This is a genomic window from Facklamia lactis, assembly GCF_015863205.1.
Lineage (GTDB): Bacteria > Bacillota > Bacilli > Lactobacillales > Aerococcaceae > Facklamia > Facklamia lactis.
On sequence record NZ_JACBXQ010000005.1, the window covers coordinates 42717 to 68622 of the forward strand.

Sequence of the window (25906 nt, forward strand, 5' to 3'; positions counted from 1 at the left end):
GAAATCGTTTACAAACAAAGCGAAAATTTTTTCTCTAGTTCTCAATTTTTTTCATTTAAACGCCAGATAAGCAAATCAGTTAACGTATTAAAGCTGATTCGAGAACTGAGATCAGCCTCTCCTTGATAATGATAGATAGAAGGACACACAAAGGATAAATCCGACCTTTCTAACAATTCTGCTTCAGGATTTCCTACAAATGCGATCATCTTTACACCATTGGCCAACAAATTATTTGCACAATCTAATATTAACTTCGTCGTTCCTGATAAACTAAAGAAGATTGCAAGGTCATTGGCTTTAAGTAATTTAGAGATACGAAGCAGATCATCCCAATCCTGACGGGCATGGATATTATAATTGAGACTTTGCAATTTTCTAGCGAAATCCAGGCCAGAAATACTACTGCCTCCAATCGCAAACACTTCTATGCTTTGAGCTTGCGTCATCCAATCCATAAAACTCTCAATTTGTTCTAAATGAATCGATTGGAAAGTGTGATTAATATTCTGCACCACCTCTTGCTGATAATGCTCAAGATAGTCTGGCAAGGGCTGATCCCTCGAAATTGGTTCCGTATTCAATAATAACAAAGTGTATTTGTATTCTTTAAACCCAGAAAAGCCCATTTTTTGAGCCATTCTTGAAATCGTCGCCGGAGAAATATAAAGTTGATTCGCTAAACTTTGGATCGTCATCTGCTCGAGCTTTGCTTTATTCTCATAACAGAAATCAAAAACTAATGCTTCTGTTGGACTTAATGATTCACGTAACTTCATAAATTGTACCAAGTTCATTTACCTTACCTCCTTTCATAAACTTTGAGAAAGCGCTAAAGAGATTCACTCACAATCGCCAATTAAAAAGGCCTTAGAAATTTCTAAGGCCTCATTCTGACATTTAGCATCCATTATTTTAACATGGCTAAGGCCGTCTTTAGCAAGTCAAAGGTCCGTTCAACCGAAGAAATTTCCATCTTCTCTTGGGCTGTATGCACATCGAAAAGGTTTGGACCAAAGGAAATCTGATCAATTTCCCCTTCAAATTTTTCACTGAAAACTCCACACTCTAGCCCAGCATGAAGAGCGGTAACCACTGGCTCTTGACCATATTGCTTCTGATAAGCTGCCACAAAAACCTCTCTTAATTCGGACTCCTGACGATATTGCCATTCAGGATAGCCTCCATCAAAGTCAATCTTTGCACCTGCCAAGTTTGCTAATTGTTCTAATCGATTTGCCACTTCAAATTTCAGACTTCTTATAGAAGAACGAACGGTTGATTGGAAGGTCACCTGGTCTTCTTCTGTTCTAACAATGCCTAAATTATTAGAAGTTTGAACCAGCCCCTCAATATCTTGACTCATCATCAGAACACCCGTCGGCGTCAAATTGAGGATCGCCAAGACCTTATCTCTCACTTCTTGAGTCATCACTTGTTCAGGAGTCGCTTCTGTTTGCGTCAACACCACTTCAACCCCCTCATCAATGCCATGCAATTCTTCTTTTAATTGCTGGCTCCAATTTTTTGTTAACGCTTCGAAAGCTGCTACGTCCGCTTGAGCAAGGACAAGTTGCGCTACCGCACTCAATGGAATCGCATTATGCTTGCTTCCCCCTTCGATCGAAACCATTTCAAAGCTAACTTCCTTTGCGATTTCACTTAAGACTCTCCCTAAAATTTGAACAGCATTTCCTCTTTGCTTATGGATCTCCATCCCTGAATGCCCACCTTTTAAGCCAGACACTTTAATTTCAACGCTAGTATCCGCTTGACTCATGGTTCTATCCAAAGTAAGAGAAGTCACCGCTCCAATTCCTCCCGCACAAGAGACGAGGAGTTCGCCTTCTACTTCCGAGTCAATGTTGATCAACTTACGACCTTGTAGGTGAGCTGGATTCAACCCTAAAGCCCCATCCATTCCTGTTTCTTCATTAGTCGTGATTAACACTTCAAGAGGAGGATGAGGAATTTCTTTAGAGGCTAGAATCGTTAAAGCATAAGCCACCGCAATCCCATTATCCGCGCCCAAAGTCGTCTGATTAGCCCGGACAAAATCTCCCTCTACGATAAAATCAATCGGATCGCGCTCAAAGTCATGATCAGATCCTTCCGCTTTCTCAGGCACCATGTCCATATGGCCTTGTAGAATTACCACATCAGATTCTTCATAGCCAACACTTCCTGGCTTTTTAATAATCACATTCAGCGCCTCGTCTTGAATGACTTCTAAGTCGAGATCTTTTGCAAATGCAACTAACCAATCGCTGACTGCTTGTTCATTACCAGATCCTCTTGGAATTTGATTTAACTCCTGAAAATAATCGAATACCTCTTTGCATGTCGATTTCATAATTCTTTCCATCTTCATTCCTCCTTGAAGTTACTCTATGGTCATTATACTCTTTAGGTTTAAAAATGATAATCCCTTTTCTAATGCGAAAAGATTTAGGCATTTTTCATGCCTACTCAGAACCGCTTCTCCTTAAAGATTCAAAAGTAACGTTTCTAAAAAAGCTCGGGACTGTCAATCGCCACCACATGGACAGGATTTCCAAGTTTCTCAACCAAAGCGATCAAGTCTTCCGCCTTCAGCCAAACTGTGGCCGTATTATCATTCGGATGAACCCCTAGCATGCCAGTCCCCTTTAAGAAGGCCTGATCAAAATAGTAATGAACCGAATGCGTCGTATCATTGATTAGACCTAAAGGTGATACCGATCCTTGTTCCAAGCCCAAACGCTCCTTCAATTCCTCTGCAGAAGCAAAGGATAAGCGCCGTGTTCCGTGCTCATTCCTAAAATCTTTCAAATCCACCCGCTTATCATTCTTAACAGTGATGAGATAGTAGTTTCTCTTCTTATCATCTCGCACAAACAAATTTTTCCCATTTGAATTAGGATAAGGCCACTCAATCGCCTCTAAATCTTCCATCGTTATGACGGCTGGATGCTCGGTTACCTCATAAGGAATTCCTTGATCCTCTAGCCATTGATAGATTTCTTCTTTCTTCATCAATGTTCCACCTTTCTAACATCTTTCTTCTCTCCATCTTAAGCCGACTTCAAGAACATATCAAGGAAACCCTCCAATTTGGGAAAGAAACTTCCTCTCCAAACAAAAAAGTCATAGTTTAACCCATGACTTTTATTCATTCAACTTTTCGCACTTCCTAATATGCCTGATTTGCTTCTCGCTGAAACTCTTCTAAATTGGGGGCATCTTCTGGTTTCTCAATTTCCACTTGACGATCAAAGTCTGTAAACTCCATTTCAATCCGCGCCGCCGCATTGCTTCCCTCCACTTGATTCATAATCTCTTCTTCATATTCGGGATAGAGGGTTAAGAAATGCTCTTTAATTTTTGCCACTTCCTCATCAAATATCGAAAAATCCAGATTCAAGTAAGTTAAATGCTTGCTTTCCTTATCAAAACGAACCTCAAATTCCTTCATCAAATAAGCAAAAATCGTCACCCCTGAATCCCACTCGCGTTCTTTTTCGACTTTGTTAAAAGATTCATTTTGAGGGGTTTTCTTTTTCGCTTCATTCAGAAAATCTTGTTTCAAATCTAAATACTTTTGATTAGACTTTAAACTGTTCAAGAATTTTTCAGGTGTATAAGCCTCTTGATCAAGCGCAAAAACATAGTCGGATCCATTATCTCCCACCCAGATAAAATCAGCAAAAACCTCCGTCACATCCTTCATTCCTTCTAGAACAGTCTCTTTACCGGTTTCTAAGCCTAACTCAATGTCTGAACGAGCTTTCTTTATCTCATTACTAACATCTTGCACCATCCATTCATCTAAGAAATAGGCATAAAGGATTCCTTCCACGAGTGTTGCATCAGCTGTATAAGTAGCACTCATCTCATTGGCTCTAAAGCGACTTGGGTCTGATTCAGCATTTGGTGTCTTCATCTGGTGTTCCAAACGCACTGCTAATTGAGCTTCAGGCTCTTCGATCAAATTATAAGCCCCTTCAAACTCAAGGTCAAACTCCCAATTTCCTTCTTCCACATAAGAATTTGGATTCTTAATCGATAAAAAGGCCTCTCCGTTGAAATGAGCTTTCTCATAAACGCGCTCACTTTCAATTAGTTCCGTTAACGTTTCGTTAAGATCGACTTCTTTTCCTTCAAAAGCTTGAACTCCCACCATACTTGGAGATAAAACACTGGTCATTGCCAACAGGATCAAATGTTTCTTCCACCACTTTGCCATGCTTAACCCCTCATTTCTTTTAGTTTCTTTCATCATATCAAACTTCCGATCGAGAGTCTTACCTTTCGTGTTAAGATTATGTAAAGTTAATCCTTCCATTTCCAGTTTGCTTAAAAAGTATCGGAGTCGATCTGAGGGCTTTCCCCTTTGCGCTTCCATGATGTAGATGATTTTCATTCACGCAACTTTCTAACATTACTAGCTATAAAGGCCTCAGATAACACAATTCCTGACAATCCCATGACCGTTTACTTTCTCCTGTCTCTCTAAAACCATGATGGTGATAAAATTTTCTTGCGCGATCATTCTCAGCAAATACCCATAAGATCACTTGATCATACCCCGCCTCTCTAATCTCTTGTAAGACTTTACTCATCATGAGTGACCCATACCCTTTTCCCCAATTATTAGGCAAACTATGAAGACATATAATTTCAGCCATTCCAAGCTTATCAGAGTCTCTCGCTTGATTCCACCACGCCATACAGTGCGCTTGGTGATCCAATTCAAGAATATAGCCGTTGCCTGTGTGTTCTTCTAACAGCTGACGATACATGTCTTCGATACGCTTGAATTCTGTATACTGGTCTAAGGTTGCCTGATCAAGAATATCGCCAAAAGCAGCTTTCCAACTTTCGATCTGAATATAAGCTAGCTGACCTTCGTCGCCTAAACTTACTTTTCTTATACACACTTCCATCTTTCTCACTCTTTTCTAATTTTCTGGATTTTATTGTTTTTATCCTAACATAATTTGGTTTATAATTTCAGTTTTTTTCTTCTGCCAGTCGAAATTTAATAAAACCGCCACTCAAAATTAAAGATCAAATAAATCTTTCGACTCAAAAAGACTCGAACCAATAGCACTTCAGCCCACCAAAAAAGTCCTGATCATTGTTAATCAGGACTTCACTTACTATTTCTTATTTAATAATTTCTCGATTTTTCTAAAGTCTTCAGAACTTCCCATGATCACTAATTTATCGGTTTCTTCAATCATGGTCTCCGGTCCTGGATTCCCAATAAATTGATCATTCTCTCGTATGATCCCAATAATATTAATTCCGTATTTATTACGGATATCCAGATCAACCAAGGCCTTATTCCACCATTTTTGAGGAGCAAGGATTTCAAAAATAGAATAATCTTCCACAATATTAAAGTACTCTACAACATTTTGAGTCGAGAGATTATAGGCCAATTTTTTCCCCATATCAAACTCCGGGATCACCACTTGATCCGCTCCTACTTTTTTCAAAACTTTTGAATGGGTCTTCGTCTTCGCCTTACAAATAATTTGAGAGACACCCAGTTCTTTTAAAGTAATGGTAGCCAGTACGGAAGCCTCAAGGTTCGACCCAATCGCCACAATCGCTGTCTCAATATTGCCAAGACCTAGTTCTTCAAGAATTTCAATTCGTTGAATATCTGCACAAATGGCATGGGTCACATAAGGCGAAATCTTATTAATCGTGTTTTCGTTCTGGTCAATCACCACGACCTCATTTCCCAAATCCATTAAACTTAATGATAAACTCTGGCCAAATCGTCCTGCTCCAATAACTAAATAATCTTTCATTTTATCCCACCATCACACTTTCTTCTGCTTCGCGATAACTATTACTAGCATTCTTCGTCAAAAAGACATAAGCCATTGCCATGGGTCCAATCTTACCAAAGATCATGGTCACCATTATTAATAACTTACCGATCAACGATAGATCAGCCGTAATCCCTCTTGATAAGCCGACCGTTCCATAAGCCGAGACCACTTCATAAACCAAATCTGATAAACTTAAATGCGGTTCGGTTAGGGTCAATAGAAAAAGGACCACCCCGATCCAAACGATCGAAACAACCATAATCGATATGGCTTTATTAATAATATACTTAGGAATTCGACGATGAAAAATCACCGTATCTTTCCTTTTAATAATATTTGAATAGACAAAAAGTAAGATAATAGTGAGCGTGGTCACCTTTAGTCCTCCTGCTGTCCCTGCAGGTGCTCCCCCTACAAACATGAGAAAAAGAGTCACCAATAAACTCGGCGAGGTCAGTTTATCCTGATAAATACTTAAAAAACCAGCTGTTCTCGGCGTCACCGCTTGAAATAAAGAAGCCACTAGCTTCCCATTTAAATCTAAGTGTCCCATCGTATCAGGATTATTCCATTCGGCTATTAAGAATATGAGAAAAGGAATCATAATTAACAAGCCAGTCGTCACCAGTACTAATTTCGTATGTAACTTAAATCGTTGCCACTTCCGACAAATAAACAAATCAATAAAAACCGAAAAGCCCAATCCCCCACATATAATCAATCCCATAATCGTTAGCGATACTAATGCATGATCCACATAAGGGGCCAAACTGGCTTCTCCAATGATATCAAATCCAGCATTACAAAAGGCTGAGATGGAGTAGAATATTGAGAAACCAATCCCTTTTAACCAACCGAATTCAGGAACAAATTGAAAAGATAAAAGCAAGGCTCCAATCAATTCAATAAATAAAGTAAGAAAAATAATATTCTTTGTCAATTTCACAATACCCTTAATTGAATTAACACTTTTCTCTTCCGCTAAATACAATCGGTCTCTAATCGAGAACCTTCTATTAATTAGCAAACTGATCGCTCCCGCGCCCGTCATGATTCCAATTCCTCCAATTTGAATCAAGAGGATAATCACCAGCTGACCAAAACTTGTCCAATGAGTCGCAGATGTCAGCGTGACCAACCCAGTCACACAAACCGCTGAGGTAGCGGTAAAGACACTATCAATAAAAGGAGGACTTTGCCCTGACTGGTTAGCGATCGGCAAATTCAACAAAAGGGCTCCAATGATAATTAAGGCAAGGTAACTGAATAGAAATAACTTTGCAGGGTTATGCTCGACTATTTTATCCTTTTGCCTACCATATAACTTAATAATATGAGCGACCTTCTTTCTATACAAATGGATTAAGTATAGAATAAATCTAATGCATCCAAATTCAAATAATATTTCATGAATTTTCTCTGGTCACATTGGAAAGCAAAACACCCTCTTGACGGTCCAATCAAGAGGGTATTTATTTAGCTATCTTTTGATTCTAATCTAACGAATAAGCATACATAAATTCTTCACGCTGTCGACTCCCCTCCTGGGTCGGGAGATCAATCGTCGACTGAGCAATCCGATCAAAATCTAAATAATCGTAGAATTTATAATTGCAATCTGTATCTGTAAATAAATACAAATTCCGACATGCTTCCTGCTTGAATTCCTGTAAGCTCTCAAAGATTAAACTTTTGCCTATTCCCTTACCTTGAGCTTTAGATGAAACAGCAATGTACTCGATACTGGCATCAAAACTTTGATCGATTTCTTCTAAAAATTGGTCATAAACAGTGCATTCTGCTTTAAAGGTTTCAATCAATCGATCAAACTCCTCATTATTCCCATGAGAAGAAAGTTCAATCAAGGGGTCTAATGGATGAACCTGAAATTGTCGATAAATCGGCTTCTGATCCTTCACCGCACAGAGAATTAAACCAAGTATTTCTCCATCTACTTCAGCAACCCGTCCAATCGTTGTATGATACAAGGCCTTATTCAAGGAAATAGTCGAGGCCGCTTTCTCAAACGCTTCATTAGAATACGTTCCCTTAAACCATGCTTCATGGATCAAGTCCACCATCGATCCAATATCTTTTTGTTCAATCTGTCTAATCTTTAACTCCATATTACCTCCTTTTTAGTCTCTTCAACACCTATTCTTCTATAGCCTATAAAAAGTAGTAAGTTATGTCAACCCAAATGCAAAGAAGCTGATCGAGATAAACACTCGAAACAGCTTCACTATTTTATCTATTTATACTCACACCATCACTTGGTCCTGGTTGTTATTTGACTGTTCTTAAAATTTGATAGACCTCTTCAGTGGTCTTCGCATTTAACAAATTGTTCTTGAAATCATCATCCATTAATTTACGAGCTAACATTTGTAAAATCTTTAAATGAACGTCTCCTTGGTGACGTTTTGGCACTAAAATAAGAAAGACCATCTTAACTGGTAATCCATCCAAGCTTTCCCAGTCCACTTCCTCTGATAATCTAGCGAATAGAACTGTCGGGGCAATGATACTCTCTGATTTGGCATGCGGAATCGCAATCCCTTCTCCCATACCTGTTGAACCTTGTGATTCACGTTTCTGAACAGCCGCTAATACCTCTGCCGGCTGGTCAATTCGTTCTGATAAAGCGGTCAAATTAAGCAATTCACTCAAGGTTTGATTTTTATCATTGCTTTGAAGATCCATCATAATCAAATCTTCTGACATTAAATCAGTTAAAGCAATCGTCTCATTAGCAACTTCAGCCTTTGAGGAAGATGCATCCTCGTCAATGACGTTATCCTTAGAAGTCTCTACTTGATTATCATTCGCTAATACATCCACTGTTTCTTCAATATTAGGTAATAAGACAGCAATTAATAATAAGGTCACTAGAACCCCTACCAAAACAGCGAGAAAATACATTGGAACTTGATCAACAGCGCCTAGTAGTGCTACAATCGGTCCCCCATGAGCCACGTGTCCTCCAACATTGGTTAACATTGCGATCACTGATCCCACCATCGAACCACCAATGATAGCTGGAATCACTCGGGCTGGGTTTTTGGCTGCAAAAGGGATCGCGCCTTCTGTAATCCCAAAGAAGCCCATGAAGGCTGCTGCCGTTCCAGCTTGACGATCAGCATCCGTAAATTTCTTTCTAAGTATATGAGAAGCTAATCCCATGGCAATCGGTGGGATACAAACGGCAACTGCAACCGCCCCCATCACATTATAAACCCCTTCAGCAATCAGACCGGAACCAAATAAAAACGCCGTTTTATTAAAGGGTCCCCCCATATCCACTGCAATCATGGCGCCAATAATTGAAGCAAGGATCATAGAGTTGGCACCTTGCATACTCGCTAACCAATTCGTTAACGATGAGAAGAGAGAGGCAACCGGTTGCCCAATCAAATAAATAAAAAGTAAACCAACGATTAAAGAAGAAAAGACAGGAATCACAATAATCGGCATAATCGAATTTAGAGCTTTAGGAACCGGTATTTTCTTAATCGTTTTGGCAATATAACCCGCTAGAAAACCAGCAATAATCCCGCCAATAAAACCAGTATTCGCTTCAGAACCATAGAAAGCACCATTAGCCGCAATCGTTCCCCCTACCATCCCTGGAACTAAACCTGGTCGATCGGCAATCGCATACGCAATATATCCGGCTAGGATCGGCACCATGAATCCCATGGCCGCTCCACCAATCGCATTTACTTGTGACCAAAAACTTCCCTCAGGAATTTCAAATCCAGCTGCGGTTGGATTTCCCCCAATAGAGAGTGCTATGGCGATCAGTAATCCACCTGTTACCACAAAAGGTACCATGTAAGAAACACCATTCATTAAAGCCCGGTAAAGCAGATTTCCCTGACCAGATGCTGATTCTTTAGAAACTTCTCCAGCCCCTTCATACCTCTTGCCTTTACCATCTAGAATATCTTGAATCAATTCTTTCGGACGATCGATCCCTTCGCGAACTGACACTTCAATGATTGGCTTACCACTAAATCTCGTTTTATCAATTTCTTTATCCGAAGCAATAATTAAACCTTCTGCTTGTTCAATTTCTTCCTGGGTAAAAGCATGTTCAACGCCTATCGAACCATGAGTCTCCACCTTTATATCAATACCCAATTCTTTTCCAGCACGTTCCAAATTCTCAGCAGCCATATAAGTATGGGCTACCCCAACCGGGCAAGCTGTAATCGCAATCACTTTTTTACTCAAATTTTTCACCTTTTCCTAAAAAATAATCTTTTAATTCTTCCTGACTTTTAAACTTTAAGCATGTTGCAATCAATGCTTCTGTAGAAATCAAATCATTAAATTCTTTATATACTTGCGTGATAGAGAGCGTTTCTTGAGGATTAATGGCAAAGAAGAAGACAACCTTAACCGACTGGTCGCCCCACTCAATGCCATTTGGATTAACATATATACAAATCACTGACCGATCAATTAGCTGAGGATCCCCATGCGGCATCGAGAAAGATCCCATGGCAGTCGAAGATAACTGTTCCCTCTGGAGAGCACTTTCTAATAAGCCCACTTGACCATATCCACGAAAAATTAACTGGCTAGTAATGAATTCAATCACCGTACGTGAATTCTCATTTTCTCCATTTGAATAAAACAAAAATTCAGGTGATAACAATTGTCTAAAAGCTCCATGCTTTCCACTTCTTTGTCGATGAATTTTCTTGGAAAGACACTGAATATCACGGTCTGTTAACAGCGGGCTCACAAGCACAATGTTATCTGAGGAACTTTTGATAGGAATCGTACTGATGATCAATTTAGACGAAGCATTCAAATCGTTCAATTGATTCAGTCCGACCACTTCACTAATTTTGATCTCATCACCAAAGTGTTGTAAAATACGCTGCTCCAACAAACGAACAGTCCCCACACCACTCGCACAAACGAGCACGATTTCTAATTTTTCTTTTTGCTTTCTTTCAAAAAAAGACTGAATATGAATGGCAATATAAGTAATCTCATCCACATTAAAAATTAAATCCGTATGGTGAGATAAATCTAAGGCAATCTCCACTGCTAAATTAAATGAAGTCGTATAGTCATTTTTGATGGTTTCCTTATATGGATTTTTGATGCTAATCTTCTGACTTAAGCGCTTTAAGGTTGTATTCAAATGAATCGCAATATTTTTAAGCAAGACTTCATCCGGATAAAGAGACGACAAATGAGTATTTAAGACTTCTTGAATCAGTGCCCCATATTCTAGGTCTTCTATCCGGATCGAATCAAAAGTATAAGCAGGGCCACAGACAATCCCCTCTATATGCAAGTTAAGATAAGCTTTCTCAATAGAGGGAATAGTCAGATCAAATTCTTTTTCAATTAAAGTGATGAGTTGTGGTGTCCATTCATTCAATTTAACAGCTTGCCCACTTAATTTTAAAAATTGACCTTTTTCAATCCGATCAATCGCAATCGCAATATGAATAATGAGCGATTGGTATTGATACTCGGTCACACTAAAGCGATGCTCATAGATGAATTGATTGACAAGAAGTTGAATCTTTCTGATAAGCTCTTCTTCAAACATGGAAGTCGATTGAAAATTTAGGGCAATGTCTAAAGGAAGATTGTTTTGAAGTGATTGAGGATTGACCACCACCCCATGCCAATATCCCTTTATTAGCTCCGATAAAATCTTTCGTTTTGTTCTTTCGTCCGCTTCTAAAATTAACCCCTTATTTGTTCCTACTATCTCGACCTCAAAAGCTTTTAGAAACTCACGTGCCTCCATCAAACTTTTCTCAACCGTACTACGACCGACAAATAGTTTGTCTGCAATCGATTGAATGGTAACAGCTTGCTCATTATTGATCAGAAGACTAATGATATAAGCCATTCGATCACGTTCTTCATTAATCGATAAACGTTTTAATTGTTGCATAGCTAGAGCCAATTTATCGTAATCACCATGAAGACGAACGGCTTGGCCAGCTAAGTATTCTATCTGCAAAGCAAGGTCAAGCTGCTTAAAAATCTCTTCCAATTCCTGCAGATAACGTTGAACAGTACGCGTTGACACCTGTAATTGATCCGCTAACTCCTCATAAAAGACAGTTGAACGACTAGCAAGAATAGACAGTAGTTGAATTAAGATATGTTCTATTCTCATGCTAAATCCTTTCTTAGTTTACTTCCCGAGGGCAAGAAATAATCAGACTCATATCACCTGAAAATTCTACCTTCTCAGAACCATAAGGGAGAATAAAGGAATCGGCCAGAGTGAGTGGGTATTCAACCCCCGCTACACGCATTTGTCCTTGCCCCTCAATAACCGTCGCTAAATAATAATTCGGCTTAAATTGATGAGCCATTGTCCCTGATACCTCCAACTTATAGACCTCAAAATACTGATTCTTTACCAATTCAAAAAGAGTATTTTTTTCAATGGATAAAGCTTGCTTGGTATAAGGGCTATCTTGATGAGGAAATAGGGTCACTTCCACTGATTGCTCCAAATGCAACTCTCGATAGTTACCATTTGCATCCACTCGGTCAAAATCATACACCCGATAGGTCGTATCTGAACTTTGTTGCGTTTCTAGAATGGTAATGCCGCCACCGATCGCATGAATCGTACCAGCTGGAACATCAAAGAAGTCACCAGCTTGTACCGGAATTTCTCTAAACAATTCTTCATAGCGCCCTTGGTTGACATAAGCACGAAATTCCTCTTCATTCTGTGCATGATGGCCATAGACAATTTTGGCCCCCTCCACTGCAGAAATCACATACCAACATTCCGTTTTCCCTAATTCATCTACTCCTTCATGTTGCTGAGCATACGCATCATCAGGATGGACTTGAATAGATAGGTCCTCTCTCGCATCTAAAATTTTCACCAATAATGGGAATGTCTTAGCTCTTTGAGGACCGAACAATGCTGGATATTCGGCATACAGTTGATCTAAAGTCATACCCGCTAATTCCTTCGGCGATTCTACTGTCGATAATCCATTGGGATGAGCACTGATTACCCATGCTTCCCCCGTTTGATCACTCGGTATTTCTAAAGCAAAATGCTCTTTTAATTGACTGCCACCCCAAATTTTCTCTTGGAGAACAGGCTTTAAAAAAATCGGTTCCATCATCATATCCTCTTTCTATAGCATCGATTGCTACCTGTATTTTATCAATCTGATAAGTGTTTCTCATCTTGCTCTTTTTCGATTCACTTGACAAAAAGCAAGCCGTACTCTCATTATAGACTATAAAAAATTAAATTGTATAGCGACCAGAGGCACGCAACCTTTCTTCGACAAAAAATAAACCGATTCTCATCATTCAGCTTTCTATTCTATACCCTATTGATAAAAATGATCACCATCCTTCTTTTAGATCTTATGTCCACACAAAAACTCCCCAACAAAGCCAGGCTTTGCTGAGGAGTTTAAAATTTACTCGTTTACTTCTGGATGAACTTCCGAAGAATCCAATAAATTATTAGCCAAGACCGCAATAGCGGCTCCTACCATCGGCGCTACAATAAACACCCATAATTCAGATAAGGCTGCCCCACCCATAAAGACAGCTGGTGCAATACTTCTGGCTGGGTTAACTGAAGTCCCTGTTAAGGGAATCCCCACTAAATGAACCATTGTCAAGGTGAAACCAATAATCACAACCGCCAGATTAGGAGCAATAAACTTAGTTTTAGTCACTGAAAGAACCACAAAAACAAAAACAAATGTCAGGATGAATTCGACAAGAAATGCCGTCATAACACTTAATTCACCCACACTGTTCGCTCCAAGGACTAATTCATTTGGACTCGACAAACTGCTAAAAATCAAATACAGCAAGGCAGTTGCTAATAGTGCCCCAATCGTTTGGAAGACACTATATAAAGCAAAATCTTGTCCCGATAATCTTCGATCGAGAAACATCGCAAAAGAAATCGCTGGATTTAAATGACCGCCTGAAATATGACCAATACTATAAGCAGCTGCAATTACTGATAAACCAAACGCCCAGGCAATCCCCAAAGCTCCCACCGAAGTATCTGGATTTAATCCCGACATAATAGCAGTCCCTGTACCAAAGAACACCAGAATAAATGTTCCTAATAATTCTGAAAAATATTTTTTCATTTTTTTCTCCTTTTCTACTTCCCAACTCTACAACACAACTTAAACTAACTTGAGTATAGCACAAGAAAATCTATTTTTACTATTCATCTCTATTCTTCTATACTGCCTCCATCACCTTACCAGTCATCTTTACCACAAACAAAGATCCCATCTTTCCCCTTGGGGCAAAACCACTTAGTGGTCAGCTCTCAAGTCTAATCGTCGCCCTTGAAAGTTCGAAAGGAAAAAAAGTAAAATCCCTTTCAGAATGGTCGAAAGACTCATCGCCGCCCAAACCCCTTCAACCCCGTAAAGTGGCATCAACAACAAGGCAAGCGGAATCCGCAACAAATTAAAAACGGTATTCACCATCGCCGGCTGTCGAGTCTCACCAATGCCATTGAGGAAGCCGCTACACCCGATTTCAAAACTCATAAAGAATTGACTGACTCCCAAAATCAAGAGATAAACGGCACCTAAGGCAATTGCCTCCCGATCTCCCGGTACAAAGAGTTGGAACAGTTGATAACGAAAAACCATTATAATGAAAGTCGAGATCATTCCTATCGTGCCTAATAGCTGAATACAGACACGATAAATCTTCTGCACCCGATCATAGCGATGCGCTCCATAATTTTGACCCACAAGCGCTGTGATCGCAATCGCCACTCCTTCGGTTGTCATCCAACAAATAGACTCAATCATCGATCCCACACTTCCAACCGCCAAGGCTAAGGCCCCAAAAGAAGCCACATAACGATTCAATAACACACTGATCAAAGCATGAATATTAGCTTGTAAGGACGCAGGAATCCCAATTTTAATTACTTTAAATAAAGCAGATCGATCAAACGTCCATCGCAACAAATGACTCTGTCCTATTAAGTCATCTTGTTGACGAATTATATTTAAAAAGAGCAAGAAAACAACTCCTTGTGCCAAGACAGTCGCAATCGCAGCCCCCCGAATCCCCAAAGCCGGCACAGGACCCAAACCAAAAATTAACAAGGGATCCACGACAATATTAGTGATCAAACCAATCGCATTCACCCGAAACGGCGTCTTACTATTACCCAAACATTGATAAGCACCCGATAAGACCGGATTGACAAAGAAGAGAGGCATGCCGACCGCAATGATCAGTAAATAGGCCTCTGTTAAACGATTCACTTGCTCTTCTAACCGAAAGAAATGAATAATAGGGTCCCTAAAAATCAACAACATTGTTCCATAAAGAATGCCCATGATAATGGCCAGCCAAAAGCCATTGTTGAGAAATAGCCTGGCTTGATGATAATCCTTAGAACCATAACTCTGAGAAGTCAAAACACTCATTCCTAAGCGAGGAATCACTGTCAAACTTTCTGCGATCCAGATTAAAAAACCTACCTGCCCCACTGCTGCCACCGCATCGGTTGAAAGACGACCAATCCAAGCAATATCGGTTAAACTGTAAGCCATTTGAATGAAAGCCGTCAGCATGAGAGGGGTTGATAAACGCAACATCGTAGGGAATATTTTGCCATTGAGTAAATCGAGTTGTTTCATAGTAGTCTCCTAGTTAGTCAGCGTCCATCCAATGGATTCGCCCATTCTAAAAGACCCTTCCATCCCGAAAGAGCCTTTTAAGGTTATTCTAGCGATTTGAATGTCGATCCGTCAATAGTCTTCTCCAAAGATTCTTGCTTTTTAGAAAGTAATATGGTCAGGATCAGGTGCCTCTACTAACCCTTCAATATTATCCATCGTTTCCATGTCTTCTTCCGCAATTTCAAATCCCTTCACTTCTAAGTTTGACTTAATATTCTCTGGATTTTGTGACCTTGGCAGAGGTAAGAATTCATGCTGATACGACCATTGAAGCGCTAATTGAGCCACGGTACAATCATACTTCTCTGCTAAAGCTTTCAACGTTTGATCCGAGAAAGCTGCTCCTTTGCCTAATGGACTATATGCTTCTAATAGCATGCCATGTTCACGACAGAAAGCAACCAATTCTTCTTGTGGTAAGCCAGGTGAAAGTTTAATTTGATTCACTTGAGGTTTAATTTTAGCCGTTTTGAACAATTCTTCTAAGTGGTGTTGCAAGAAGTTAGAAACCCCAATGGCTTTCACTTTACCTTCATTATAGTATGCTTCCATGGCTGACCAGACTTGGGCATTGCGCTCTTTCCAGCCATCATTCGCTTGGAATTTTTCAGGATTAGGCCAGTGAATCAATAACAAATCGACATAATCGACCTGTAATTTCTCAAAAGACTCTTCAATCGAAGCCTTTGCCTCTTCAGCCGTTCCCTTATCATTCCAAACTTTAGTCGTTAGGAAAATCTCCTCTCTTGGTACGCCTGAATCTATGATTGCTTTCCCAACGCTTCGCTCATTTCCATAAACCTGAGCAGTATCAATATGACGATAACCACATTCCAACGCTTTAAGAACAGATTGATAGGCGATTTCGCCCTCTTCTAACTTCCAAGTCCCAAAACCAACCTTCGGAATTTCTACACCATTACTTAATTGATAATTTTCCATTCCCTAACCTCCCTGTTTTGCTTTCAATGCTTTCATCAAAAGCTTGTAAGATTATTCTAATATACTTTTGACTCAGAACAAAAGAAAACGAACCTAGACCATACACAAGAGTAAAGGTTTCTTTTCAAAATCGTTATTAAAACAACGTAATTATTGCCGATACTTTTCAACCTTTTTTTAAAAAATACCAGTTAAGAGTTTTCTTATAACACCTTCATTCCTTTTTTAAATCACCATGCTATTTCTCAGATTCATCTAAAAAACACCCATCGCAGAGGACAGGCGTCTTTACAATTTTTTCAATTCTCTTGTTTGATCAAAATCTGTAGTCCTTCAAAGAAGCGTGGGAGTGAAACGGTCCCTCCTTTTGAAGTGGGTGATTGAAGTTTCAATGCTTCAAGATAAATATTTTTATAACCAAACAGTATATTACCATATTCAATCACCCATTCATTCTCTATATCAGCTTGGGTTAAAGAGGCAATATTTTCCAAACATAATTTTAATTTTCGTCGAATTCTTTGGGTCAAAATTTTCTTTTGATGATCATCAAGCTTCAGATCGCCTTGAAAGTCAAGGTCATCGTAACTCTTTTGCTCCCTCTCCATCACCTGAAGAATGCTCAGAATATCTTGAATATGCTTCTCAGATGTAACCCCTATGACACTCAGAATGGATGGCACCTTTTGCAATGGATTCTGTTTCTTATCTGTCGCAAGGCCTTCTGTCGAATGATTGGGGGACAATACTTCCTGTATCACCCTCAACTTTTCCGTGGTCTCTAAATGCTTCTTAACCTTGCTGATAACCGTTTGAACTTCGATAATGTTGACGGGCTTCTCAATATAAAATTCAATCCCAGCCAAATAGGCTTCTTCTCTTAGCTCCTGATCATTCACTTGAGAGATCATGATAAATTTCATATTCGGTCGCTCTGCCAGAACTTTTTGAACGAGATTGATTCCGTTCATTTTAGGCATTAACAAATCAACCAACACAATCTCTAACTTTCCAATTGATAAAATTTCATTATAAGCCGCTTGAGGATCTTGATTGATCCCTACCACCTGATTGTCCATGTCTTTTTCAACAATATTCTGCAAAACCATGCAAACGGCTTTGTCATCATCCACAATGTAAAAATTCATACTCGTCCTCCCTTACAGGCAGTCTTGATCAATCATTAAACGAAACGACGCCCCTTCATCGTAATTCTTATTCATTTGAATGTCCCCATTAAATTGTTCATTTAAAATGGTTTTTACGTGTGACAAGCCAATGCCTCGAAAGATATCGCCCGTCTCTTCATCAAACTTAGTTGAAAAGCCAGGTTCAAAAATAATCTCATGAAACTTTTCAGGGATACCTGGACCATTATCGATCAGATCCAATACAAGATATTTGGAATCTTCTTTAACCACTCTAATATGAATTTGACCATTGCTTGTCTTGTCAATCGCATCAATACTATTCGAGACAAGATTTGAAAGGATAGTCACCAAGTAATAATGCTTCGTCACCGTCACATCGATCTCACAATCAATGATAATCAGAATATCATACCCTTTATTTCGAACCATTAATTTCCCATAACTTAACACAATCTTTAAAATCTCCGATAGGGACATTTGCTGATGATCCTTCGAATCGAAGAAATTATTCAAGCCTGAAATCACACTCTTATAAGCTTTCTTAATCTCATGCACATCTTTGGCGACACTTAAAGCGATTTGTGCTTCCGCTTCCATTTGCTCGTTCTGGTTCAAACTATTATTTAGTTGGTAAGCATTTTTCATAATACGCTCAATCTCGTTAATATTCTTCTGCATAAAATAAACTTCACTCTTAATCGCCGAAGACGACCAGAGAAAATAATGGTAGCGACGTTCATGCGCTTCTTTATCAACTAAGATATTCAAGGAATAATAAATAAAGGCACAAATACAACCAATACCTCCACGGGCCAATGCTGCAATAAACAGATCTCTAAAAAGCGTCAATTGATAACCTTGAAAGCCCATTAACAGACTAACTTCAAGTAAATTCGATAAATAATCACACATAATAATCGTACAGGCAAAGGTCGTCAGGTTCACTTGGCGCCGATGCCAATAGAATAGATAATAAATAATGCCATACGTCATATAAAATACCATATCCGTTATAATAAATTCGATAATTTGATAACCATGGTAGCCATCCGTGATATACAAGAGAAGTCCTCTAAAAAAGGGAGAGGCAATGGCAATCGATAAACTTAAATAGATAGGATGTAAATCTTCATTAAAAAAAAGAATAATCGGAAGAATTGCGACCGAGAGAGCCAGAATAAAACCTTCCACTCGATAAGTAATATGGATTTGGGCAGACAAAGCGATAATCACCGAACACAACAAAAAACGTTTGAACTTTTCGGTATTTCGAATCATTCTCATTTTCCTTTCTAGAGGAGCAATGAATATTTCTGAAGATTTGTGAGTTATGATGAAGTTCTTATTTATCATTACTTTAAGCAATTGAACACGTTTACAATCTATTATAAAGGAGTGTTTGAACATGTCAAAACATGAAGGGAAATTGCAACAAAACATTACCCTGATCGAAGCGATCGCTTTTAGTGTCGGTCAAATTATTGGAACGGGAATCTTTCTCAAGCCTACCGCTATCTTTCAAGCCACACATAGTACAGGAATTTCACTTTTAGTCTGGCTAGCAGCTGGGGTGATCACCCTCTGCACGGCCTTAACGATTGCTGAAGTTGCTTCCTATAAACCCATGATCGGTGGAATCACCTCTTATGTCAATGAATATAATGGTAAAACTTTAGGTTTTATGTCTGGCTGGTTCTTTTCCATCCTCAATAATCCTGGCACCTTAGCTGCTAACACCATTGCAACGGCGACTTTTATCTCTGCTGTCTTACCCATGAATAATGTCCAAATTAAATTATGTGCCTTTATCATCTTATGGGGCTTATCCCTCTCTCAAATGTTCTCCGTAAAAGGAACCATGCGCTTCCAACTTTTAGGAGCAGTGATCCAAGCAGCCCCTATTGCGATTGTAGTCATTCTGGGACTATTGAACGGAGCAAATGCCAACAACATTAATCTCTCCTTAATTGGAGATCCGAATTCACCCGGAGCTTCATTAGGGATCGCCTTACTAGGCGCTATGTGGGTCTATGATGGCTGGCAAGCAACGGCCAATTTAGGAGAAGAAATGGTCAATCCGAAACGCGACTTCCCTAAAGCCATCTTTTATTCGATCTCTTTTCTCATTATCTTATTCCTAGCCTTCAATTATGTCGGTTTCAAATTAATTCCAGCTGAAGAACTCTTAAATTCTCAGAATATTGGAGCCAACATCTCCGAAAAACTCTTTGGTCAGCACGGCGTGTTACTCATGACGATTTTAATGGTAATCTGTAGTACCTTTACCATGAACGCAGAAATTGTTCAAGCAACCCGTGATGTGCTCTACCAAGCTAGGCAGAATAACTTAATCGGCGCCAAATGGATTCGTCATATCCATCCCAAAACAGACACCCCCATCAATGCCATTATCTTCCAAGGAATTTTGTCAACCATTGTCATGTTAACAGGAACTTTTGAAAGTATTTCGCTCTTAATTATTTTCTTTATTTGGATCTTTATTCTCTTTGTCTTATGGGACGTCTTTAAATTACGTAAACAAAAAGAGATTCAAAGATCATTCTCAACACCGCTCTTCCCCATCACACCCATTATAGGAATTCTAGGTGGACTCTTTATGTTATTAAGTGCTGTTTCATCTAACCCGATGAACTTTGTTGTGGGACTGATTGTTATTTTAATGGGCTTCCCTATCTATTACTATTGCCACAATGTCCTTTATAAAGGGGAGAAACCTGTAGAATAGTAACTGACACTATCCTCTCATCGCTTGGACTAACGCCAAGCGGTGAGCTTTTTAATAGTGAAAAGTTAGAAGCTCTGCCTCTTTCCTTTCATTAATATAAACCTCTAACTTTTCATTCAGACTTTCACCAGTAAAATTAACCCTTTCCTCCGCTTGTACGAATTTCACGCCACTCAACAAAACTGCCATAACCATCAAGAATTGTACGAATGACTTCACGCATTTCATTATACTATCTCCTTTCGATTCTTTGCTAACTTCAGTATAGGGGACCATTGTTAACTGAAGATTAATGACCCTCATTTCCTTCTTCTTTAGTAATTGAAGCGCTAACTTTTGCGCATCCTAAAAGCAACGACTATACTAAACTTAAATCAATTTTTAGTGGAGGTCATTATGAACAAGTACACTCACAATGCGTCAGACCCTTATGCCAGTGTCAGCACTCCTGTACTCAAGATTCCCTATTTTATTTGTGTTATCTTAGGCGTTCTCATAATGTTTCTGAATTATGCTCCTTTAATCATTTTAAATTTTGTCCCCTTTCTGAAACCAATCGCCAAGTCGCATGTGTTTGTTGAAGTGTTAATTGGCATGGTTACCTTTGCCTTGGTGCTCGTCACTTGCCTCTTCCTAACCAAAATCGCTAGCAAGCACTCACTTAATGCCAGTCTTGAAGAGATTGGTTGGACTTTCTCTAAGTATTCGATCCGTAATTTCTGCCTGGGTTGGTTACTCGTTAGCCTCGCCATGATTCTGGCGCAGGTATTCGCCAAAACTTTCCACTTCGACCACCGATTAATGGAAGCTGCAGACACTTCAAATCCTACTATCGTTGCGATCACGCTGATTTCAGCCTTCGGAAAAGGGGTGCTGATGCAGGGAATGCCTGAAGAAATCATCTGGCGAGGTTGGATGATGAATTGTCTGAAAAACCGTCCCATTAAATCATTAATCTTATCTTCCCTTTTCTTTGCTCTCTTACACTTTCTCTCATCTGGAGGTCAAGAAAATTTCATCGAAAGAGTGATCTATGTTTTTGATGCGGGAGCCTTTGCCTTTCTAGCAGGTGCACTTGCCTTGCGATTGAAATCATTATGGCCAGCCTTTGGAGTTCACGGTGGTCTGCATTTAACTAATGCTCTACTCTCCATGACTCCATTCCGCATTGATGGTCCTATTATTTGGATCACTCAATCTATCCTGTGGATTATAATAGGCCTCACTCTATTGAAAAATTTCAAAGGAAAGACCGTCAACTATATTTATTAATCCACACTAAAAAAAGATAGGCTTTACAGCCTATCTTTTTTCGTCTGTAATAGAATCAGACACTAGATTCATTGGCAAAAGAATGGTTACTTTGGCTCCTTCGATTCCACTTTCTCCAATCCGATTTTCTAACAACATTTCTCCCTTATACTCCCCCACAATTTTATTCGACACATATAAACCCAAGCCTTGATGATCGGTCTTATTTTCTCGTCCTGTATATTTTGTCATTAATAAAGACTTAAGATCTTCCTCTTTAAAACCAGGCCCCTGATCACTAATTGAGATTCTGAAATAATCCGCTAAACGTTCAAAACTTAAGGTAATAACCGATTCCACAGGAGCAAAATCTACCGCATTCGATAGAATGTTTTGGAGCACACTCGTTAAGGCATCCAACGAAATAGGAACAGGATACGAATCACGATCAAACAACTTGATCTGAATATTTTTCTTCTTAGCAATGGATTGGCCCAATCGAATCCACTGATCGATCACCTCTTGATTTAAGACCTCTTTACTTTTCTCAAGCTTTTCTTCATCTGCTATCAAGTCCAAAACCGATTGCAGACGTTCTACCCCAATCGCTAAATCTTCTATTATTTCCTCACTCCCTTCATTTGTTTCTTCCTTCAATAAGTCCAAATTCCCCTTAATTAGAGCGAGAGGGGTTCGAATATCATGGTTTAAGCTTTGTAACCTCACTTTTTGTCGTTGCTGCATATGCCATTGTTCTTTTAAAGTATGTAAAAGAGACTGGCGCATATGATCCATAGAACGTAAGATTTGATCAATTTCTTTTAAATTCGATCCTTCAAAAGGCTTTTCTAAATTTAATTCCTTCACTTGTTGATTAGCACGATTCAATCGCACCAATTCTTGCTTGATTTGTCTGACTGAAGACAACACTACTAAAGCAAAGCCTACCAACCAAATCAAAATGCCCATTATCAACAAACAAAATTCTGCATTAGGTAACCATTGACGCAAACGACTCGAGGTAAAATCACTCACTAATTGATAAGATACAATATAAACGCCATCCTCGACCATCACTCTTTGATAAACCCGATTCTGAAAAATAGACGTACTAATGCTCCGCCCCGTTATAGCAGCTTCCTTTAAATGATCCCGATCTTTTTCTTGAAAAGGAGCTTGAATGTCTAGGTTTTCAGTCCATTGTTGAGATTGAATATAATCTGGTAAATCTTTTAAATCTTCTTCTAACAACACCGGCTTTTGCCTCAATTCTTCGACAATTTGTTCCGGATAATTCGCAACATAAATGATTTGATTCCTAATGGCATAGTTTGTGATCAAGCCTAAACAGAGAAGAAGCAGGATCGTCAGCACAAATAGTTTAAATGAAAAATAAACAAAGACTCTATTTAAAGATTTCTTTCCCATTTATACCCAATCCCCCAGACTGTTTTAATTGGATTTTCATTCATCAGCATGAACTTCTGTCGAATCTCTTTGACACGTTGAGTAATACTTGAGCGACTATCCCCACGACCCTCATAGCCGTATACTTGTACATAAATATCTTCTTTTGAGAAAATTTGTCCTTGATTCAACATCAAAAGCTCACAAATCTCATATTCAGAGGCCGTTAAAGGAATCAAGGCCTCATCAACAAAAAATTGTTTTCCTAACATGTCACAGAAAATATTTCCATCAATTAGACGACTACTTTTAATACGTTTCTCTCTTCTAAGATGAGCGGCTATCCGAGAACGAAACTCAAGAATTGAGAAAGGTTTGACAATATAATCATCCGCCCCCAATGCAAAACCATGCACTTTATCTTGCTCAAGGTTGCGAGCCGTCAAATAAATTACCGGCGCATCAATTTTATGACGATATTTCCTCAAGAATTCAAAGCCATCCATATTTGGCATCATAATATCTAAAATAACCAATTCTGCTTTCAATAATTGGGACTCTTCGATTAATTCTGCCTGATGGTTTGTTTCAACCTGATGTTGATCTTTTATCAGCGCCCGTTCCATCATTCTCAACAAATCCTGATCATCATCAATAATTAAGATTCTAGCCACCTCTAATCCTCCATTCTTTGAAGACCCTCCCACCTATCATACCAAAGTGTCGTCGCCAACCATAAAAATAATATCAACAAACTATTACCGATTGCTAAATCACGCGATCCTAACCATCCTGTCTGATCTGCCATAAAAGCCAGTTTTAAAGGCCATAACCATGGAAGACAGAACCAAATACCATCTCCCAAACCTGTTGAACTCAAGAGAATCCCTGATAAAGTAAAAAAACTTCCCAAAATAAAAGTGGAGGTTAGCCCTTTTAAATGGGCCATTAAAAGATAGAAAAGCAGGACAGGAGCAAAATAAAAAACCTGCTGTAAACTATACAGAATAAACGAAGTCATATTACCCCACCAGCCAAATACTAAACCAAACAATATATTCGTCCAAATCAAAACACCTAATAATAGCAGAATACAAAAGATCCACTGTCCTAACCAGATATATTTTCTCTTAACGCCGACTCGAATCTGATGGGCAAAACCAATCTCTCGATCTTCCTCAACCAATAAAGGAACTAGCAAACTCAAACAAAATAAACAAGCAACGGATAATAAATATTTATAAAGTTGCAGAAGATCTGATGGATATAGATGGGGCCAAATTTTTGTCATTAAGACAAATGCCAAAATATATATAATTGGTAATGACACACACATATAACGAACAGGATGACGTTTTGTTTTCTTAAATTGACTCCACAAAATTCCTAGCATGTTGACCACCTTTTCTTATACACTAACCAGTCCAATCCAATAAGCCCCATATAAGCAATCAGGTTAAGAACAACCCCTAAATAAAGATTGTGACTGGCTAACATCGGGTGACTAGGTGGTAAAAAGGTTCCATTGGGATGAACCTTTGCCGTGATCGCCATTAATCTCATAACATAGCACCATGGATAGTAAACCCAATAAGAAGTATTCGCTAGAATAGCGGCCGGTATAAAATTCAACACAAAAAGCACCAAATGGACCAAAATTGGATGTAATAATCGACTAAGCAGAAAGCCCGTCGCAATTAAAGGAAGTATCCCAATCCATAACATTAGACTTGAATAAATAATTTCACTAACCAAAATTACATCTTTTATCAAAATAAAATTAACTAAATATAACAAGATACTGGCAATAAAAATAACACAAGCAACGTTTACGAGAACCCAAAAATGCTTAGCCTGAAAAACTTTGGCCCGATCTACTGCGTAAACCTTATATATCACCTGATGGACAGGCCGGTCTCGGTTTACAATTGAAACAATAAAAATCGACACAAAAATAGGCAATATAATAGAAGGATACCAATTAAAAGCAACCGCCATCAAAAAACTTTTTCCTTCAGGTGTAGACCCCATTAATAGAGTCATGAAGTAACAAAAAGCAATAAAAATTATCGGACCAATAAGCATAAGGTGTCGACTGTTTGTCCGTTTGGACTTGAGCCACTCTGTCGCAATATAAGGATTATACATCTCGCTCACCTCTCGAAATAATTTCCATAAATAATGCTTCTAACTCCTGCTCACTTTTTGAATTCTCTCCTTCATAAGCCAAAACTCCCTGGTGGATAATGCCTATTTTGTCTGATACTTGTTGCACCTCACTCAACAAATGACTCGACAAAATAACCGTTTTCCCTTTTTTCGGAAAAGAGATGATTAATTCCCTCAATTCTTTAATCCCAACTGGGTCTAGCCCGTTAGTCGGCTCATCCAGAATGATAATTTCAGGATCATTCAATAAAGCCATGGCAATTCCTAGGCGTTGCTTCATACCTAGAGAAAAATTTTTAGCAAGTTTACTTCCTGTAGTCGTCAAATTTACGATTTCAAGAACCTCGCCAATCCTCTCCTTAGAAATATGTAGTAATGTCGCTAACACATCTAGATTCTCATAAGCAGTCAAATTGGGATAAATAGCGGGACCTTCAATCATCGTTCCAATTTTATTAAGGTGCTCTTGTTTCCAGTTTTCCTGATTAATATAAATTTTACCACTTGTAGGTTTTAGGACTCCGGTTATTATTTTTAAAGTCGTTGATTTTCCTGATCCATTCGGACCTAAAAGTCCATAGACTGCCTTCTCCTCTACTGTCATCGTAATATTCTTCAACACCGTTTCATTTTTAAATTGCTTCGAAATATTTACTAATTCAATTTTATTTTGCATAATCTTCCTCCTTTTATCTCTAGAATAAT

The 25906-nt window shown here is 38.9% G+C and carries 23 protein-coding genes and 1 pseudogene; 2 read left to right on the top strand and 22 right to left on the bottom strand.

Translation table 11 applies throughout. The annotated features are described in order from the left end of the window. Positions 1-41 precede the first annotated feature (41 nt). From HZY91_RS08250 to HZY91_RS08325, 16 genes and pseudogenes are all read right to left on the bottom strand, one after another. Positions 42-797 carry a MurR/RpiR family transcriptional regulator gene (locus tag HZY91_RS08250; RefSeq protein WP_197115806.1) on the bottom strand — a complete coding sequence of 252 codons (756 nt, stop codon included), beginning with the start codon at positions 795-797 and terminating at the stop codon, positions 42-44. A gap of 113 nt (positions 798-910) precedes the next feature. After that, positions 911-2365, bottom strand: coding sequence for an aminoacyl-histidine dipeptidase (locus HZY91_RS08255; protein WP_197115807.1), 1455 nt, complete (start codon positions 2363-2365; stop codon positions 911-913). A gap of 143 nt (positions 2366-2508) precedes the next feature. Continuing rightward, positions 2509-3015, bottom strand: a complete 507-nt coding sequence (locus HZY91_RS08260) for a prolyl-tRNA synthetase associated domain-containing protein (RefSeq protein WP_197115808.1) — start codon at positions 3013-3015, stop codon at positions 2509-2511. A gap of 157 nt (positions 3016-3172) precedes the next feature. Beyond that, the gene (locus tag HZY91_RS08265) at positions 3173-4225 is read right to left on the bottom strand and encodes a hypothetical protein (RefSeq protein ID WP_197115809.1); all 1053 of its coding nucleotides are present in this window, start codon (positions 4223-4225) and stop codon (positions 3173-3175) included. Positions 4226-4427: 202 nt separating this feature from the next. After that, entirely contained in the window at positions 4428-4925 is a 498-nt protein-coding gene (locus HZY91_RS08270; RefSeq protein ID WP_197115810.1) for a GNAT family N-acetyltransferase, read from the bottom strand. Positions 4926-5141: 216 nt separating this feature from the next. Further along, positions 5142-5804 (bottom strand): potassium channel family protein, encoded by a 663-nt coding sequence (locus HZY91_RS08275; RefSeq protein WP_197115811.1) that lies wholly within the window; start codon positions 5802-5804, stop codon positions 5142-5144. Position 5805: 1 nt separating this feature from the next. Continuing rightward, the gene (locus HZY91_RS08280; RefSeq protein WP_197115812.1) at positions 5806-7056 is read right to left on the bottom strand and encodes a TrkH family potassium uptake protein; all 1251 of its coding nucleotides are present in this window, start codon (positions 7054-7056) and stop codon (positions 5806-5808) included. Positions 7057-7321: 265 nt separating this feature from the next. Then, positions 7322-7954, bottom strand: coding sequence for a GNAT family N-acetyltransferase (locus HZY91_RS08285; protein WP_197115813.1), 633 nt, complete (start codon positions 7952-7954; stop codon positions 7322-7324). A gap of 160 nt (positions 7955-8114) precedes the next feature. Continuing rightward, the gene (locus tag HZY91_RS08290) at positions 8115-10064 is read right to left on the bottom strand and encodes a fructose-specific PTS transporter subunit EIIC (RefSeq protein WP_197115814.1); all 1950 of its coding nucleotides are present in this window, start codon (positions 10062-10064) and stop codon (positions 8115-8117) included. Further along, positions 10057-11988, bottom strand: a complete 1932-nt coding sequence (locus tag HZY91_RS08295; protein ID WP_197115815.1) for a BglG family transcription antiterminator — start codon at positions 11986-11988, stop codon at positions 10057-10059. The genes HZY91_RS08290 and HZY91_RS08295 overlap by 8 nt, the downstream gene beginning before the upstream one ends. 13 nt (positions 11989-12001) lie before the next feature. Beyond that, positions 12002-12967 (bottom strand): type I phosphomannose isomerase catalytic subunit, encoded by a 966-nt coding sequence (locus HZY91_RS08300; protein ID WP_197115816.1) that lies wholly within the window; start codon positions 12965-12967, stop codon positions 12002-12004. A 306-nt stretch (positions 12968-13273) separates the two neighbouring features. Further along, positions 13274-13972: pseudogene (locus HZY91_RS08305) on the bottom strand (MIP/aquaporin family protein); the annotation flags it as partial. A gap of 168 nt (positions 13973-14140) precedes the next feature. Then, a complete protein-coding gene (locus HZY91_RS08310; protein WP_197115818.1) occupies positions 14141-15493 on the bottom strand; it encodes an MATE family efflux transporter in 1353 nt (450 codons plus the stop codon). A gap of 141 nt (positions 15494-15634) precedes the next feature. After that, positions 15635-16477, bottom strand: a complete 843-nt coding sequence (locus HZY91_RS08315; RefSeq protein WP_197115819.1) for an aldo/keto reductase — start codon at positions 16475-16477, stop codon at positions 15635-15637. A 299-nt stretch (positions 16478-16776) separates the two neighbouring features. Further along, complete coding sequence (locus tag HZY91_RS08320; protein ID WP_197115820.1) at positions 16777-17625, bottom strand: response regulator; 849 nt, start codon at positions 17623-17625, stop codon at positions 16777-16779. A 12-nt stretch (positions 17626-17637) separates the two neighbouring features. After that, positions 17638-18906 (bottom strand): sensor histidine kinase, encoded by a 1269-nt coding sequence (locus tag HZY91_RS08325; protein WP_197115821.1) that lies wholly within the window; start codon positions 18904-18906, stop codon positions 17638-17640. 127 nt (positions 18907-19033) lie between these two features. On the opposite strand from HZY91_RS08325, the gene HZY91_RS08330 reads away from it, so the two are divergent. After that, positions 19034-20374, top strand: a complete 1341-nt coding sequence (locus tag HZY91_RS08330) for an APC family permease (protein WP_197115822.1) — start codon at positions 19034-19036, stop codon at positions 20372-20374. 51 nt (positions 20375-20425) lie between these two features. Here the strand turns inward: HZY91_RS08330 and HZY91_RS08335 are convergent, their stop codons facing one another. Beyond that, a complete protein-coding gene (locus HZY91_RS08335; protein WP_197115823.1) occupies positions 20426-20602 on the bottom strand; it encodes a hypothetical protein in 177 nt (58 codons plus the stop codon). Positions 20603-20770: 168 nt separating this feature from the next. Between HZY91_RS08335 and HZY91_RS08340 the strand changes: the two genes are divergently transcribed. Continuing rightward, positions 20771-21646, top strand: a complete 876-nt coding sequence (locus HZY91_RS08340) for a CPBP family intramembrane glutamic endopeptidase (protein ID WP_197115824.1) — start codon at positions 20771-20773, stop codon at positions 21644-21646. Positions 21647-21676: 30 nt separating this feature from the next. Here the strand turns inward: HZY91_RS08340 and HZY91_RS08345 are convergent, their stop codons facing one another. Genes HZY91_RS08345 through HZY91_RS08365 form a run of 5 tightly spaced genes read right to left on the bottom strand, consistent with a single transcriptional unit; the run spans position 21677 to position 25877 of the window. Further along, entirely contained in the window at positions 21677-23053 is a 1377-nt protein-coding gene (locus HZY91_RS08345; protein WP_197115825.1) for a sensor histidine kinase, read from the bottom strand. Beyond that, positions 23035-23706, bottom strand: coding sequence for a response regulator transcription factor (locus HZY91_RS11160; protein ID WP_328752468.1), 672 nt, complete (start codon positions 23704-23706; stop codon positions 23035-23037). The genes HZY91_RS08345 and HZY91_RS11160 overlap by 19 nt, the downstream gene beginning before the upstream one ends. A gap of 2 nt (positions 23707-23708) precedes the next feature. After that, complete coding sequence (locus HZY91_RS08355; RefSeq protein WP_197115826.1) at positions 23709-24425, bottom strand: ABC-2 family transporter permease; 717 nt, start codon at positions 24423-24425, stop codon at positions 23709-23711. After that, a complete protein-coding gene (locus HZY91_RS08360; RefSeq protein WP_197115827.1) occupies positions 24419-25180 on the bottom strand; it encodes a lantibiotic immunity ABC transporter MutE/EpiE family permease subunit in 762 nt (253 codons plus the stop codon). Before HZY91_RS08360 ends, HZY91_RS08355 begins: the two co-directional genes overlap by 7 nt. Next, positions 25173-25877 carry a lantibiotic protection ABC transporter ATP-binding subunit gene (locus HZY91_RS08365; protein ID WP_197115828.1) on the bottom strand — a complete coding sequence of 235 codons (705 nt, stop codon included), beginning with the start codon at positions 25875-25877 and terminating at the stop codon, positions 25173-25175. Before HZY91_RS08365 ends, HZY91_RS08360 begins: the two co-directional genes overlap by 8 nt. Positions 25878-25906 lie beyond the last annotated feature (29 nt).

Coding starts and splice junctions, on each gene's coding strand:
- HZY91_RS08330 (WP_197115822.1), top strand. CDS start 19,034: ATGTCAAAACATGAAGGGAAATTGCAACAAAACATTACCCTGATCGAA.
- HZY91_RS08310 (WP_197115818.1), bottom strand. CDS start 15,493: ATGAAACAACTCGATTTACTCAATGGCAAAATATTCCCTACGATGTTG.
- HZY91_RS08345 (WP_197115825.1), bottom strand. CDS start 23,053: ATGGGAAAGAAATCTTTAAATAGAGTCTTTGTTTATTTTTCATTTAAA.
- HZY91_RS08315 (WP_197115819.1), bottom strand. CDS start 16,477: ATGGAAAATTATCAATTAAGTAATGGTGTAGAAATTCCGAAGGTTGGT.
- HZY91_RS08265 (WP_197115809.1), bottom strand. CDS start 4,225: ATGGCAAAGTGGTGGAAGAAACATTTGATCCTGTTGGCAATGACCAGT.
- HZY91_RS08340 (WP_197115824.1), top strand. CDS start 20,771: ATGAACAAGTACACTCACAATGCGTCAGACCCTTATGCCAGTGTCAGC.
- HZY91_RS08270 (WP_197115810.1), bottom strand. CDS start 4,925: ATGGAAGTGTGTATAAGAAAAGTAAGTTTAGGCGACGAAGGTCAGCTA.
- HZY91_RS08325 (WP_197115821.1), bottom strand. CDS start 18,906: ATGATTCGAAATACCGAAAAGTTCAAACGTTTTTTGTTGTGTTCGGTG.
- HZY91_RS08300 (WP_197115816.1), bottom strand. CDS start 12,967: ATGATGGAACCGATTTTTTTAAAGCCTGTTCTCCAAGAGAAAATTTGG.
- HZY91_RS08260 (WP_197115808.1), bottom strand. CDS start 3,015: ATGAAGAAAGAAGAAATCTATCAATGGCTAGAGGATCAAGGAATTCCT.
- HZY91_RS08250 (WP_197115806.1), bottom strand. CDS start 797: ATGAACTTGGTACAATTTATGAAGTTACGTGAATCATTAAGTCCAACA.
- HZY91_RS08365 (WP_197115828.1), bottom strand. CDS start 25,877: ATGCAAAATAAAATTGAATTAGTAAATATTTCGAAGCAATTTAAAAAT.
- HZY91_RS08360 (WP_197115827.1), bottom strand. CDS start 25,180: ATGTATAATCCTTATATTGCGACAGAGTGGCTCAAGTCCAAACGGACA.
- HZY91_RS08355 (WP_197115826.1), bottom strand. CDS start 24,425: ATGCTAGGAATTTTGTGGAGTCAATTTAAGAAAACAAAACGTCATCCT.
- HZY91_RS08275 (WP_197115811.1), bottom strand. CDS start 5,804: ATGAAAGATTATTTAGTTATTGGAGCAGGACGATTTGGCCAGAGTTTA.
- HZY91_RS08255 (WP_197115807.1), bottom strand. CDS start 2,365: ATGGAAAGAATTATGAAATCGACATGCAAAGAGGTATTCGATTATTTT.
- HZY91_RS08285 (WP_197115813.1), bottom strand. CDS start 7,954: ATGGAGTTAAAGATTAGACAGATTGAACAAAAAGATATTGGATCGATG.
- HZY91_RS08335 (WP_197115823.1), bottom strand. CDS start 20,602: ATGAAATGCGTGAAGTCATTCGTACAATTCTTGATGGTTATGGCAGTT.
- HZY91_RS08295 (WP_197115815.1), bottom strand. CDS start 11,988: ATGAGAATAGAACATATCTTAATTCAACTACTGTCTATTCTTGCTAGT.
- HZY91_RS08320 (WP_197115820.1), bottom strand. CDS start 17,625: ATGAATTTTTACATTGTGGATGATGACAAAGCCGTTTGCATGGTTTTG.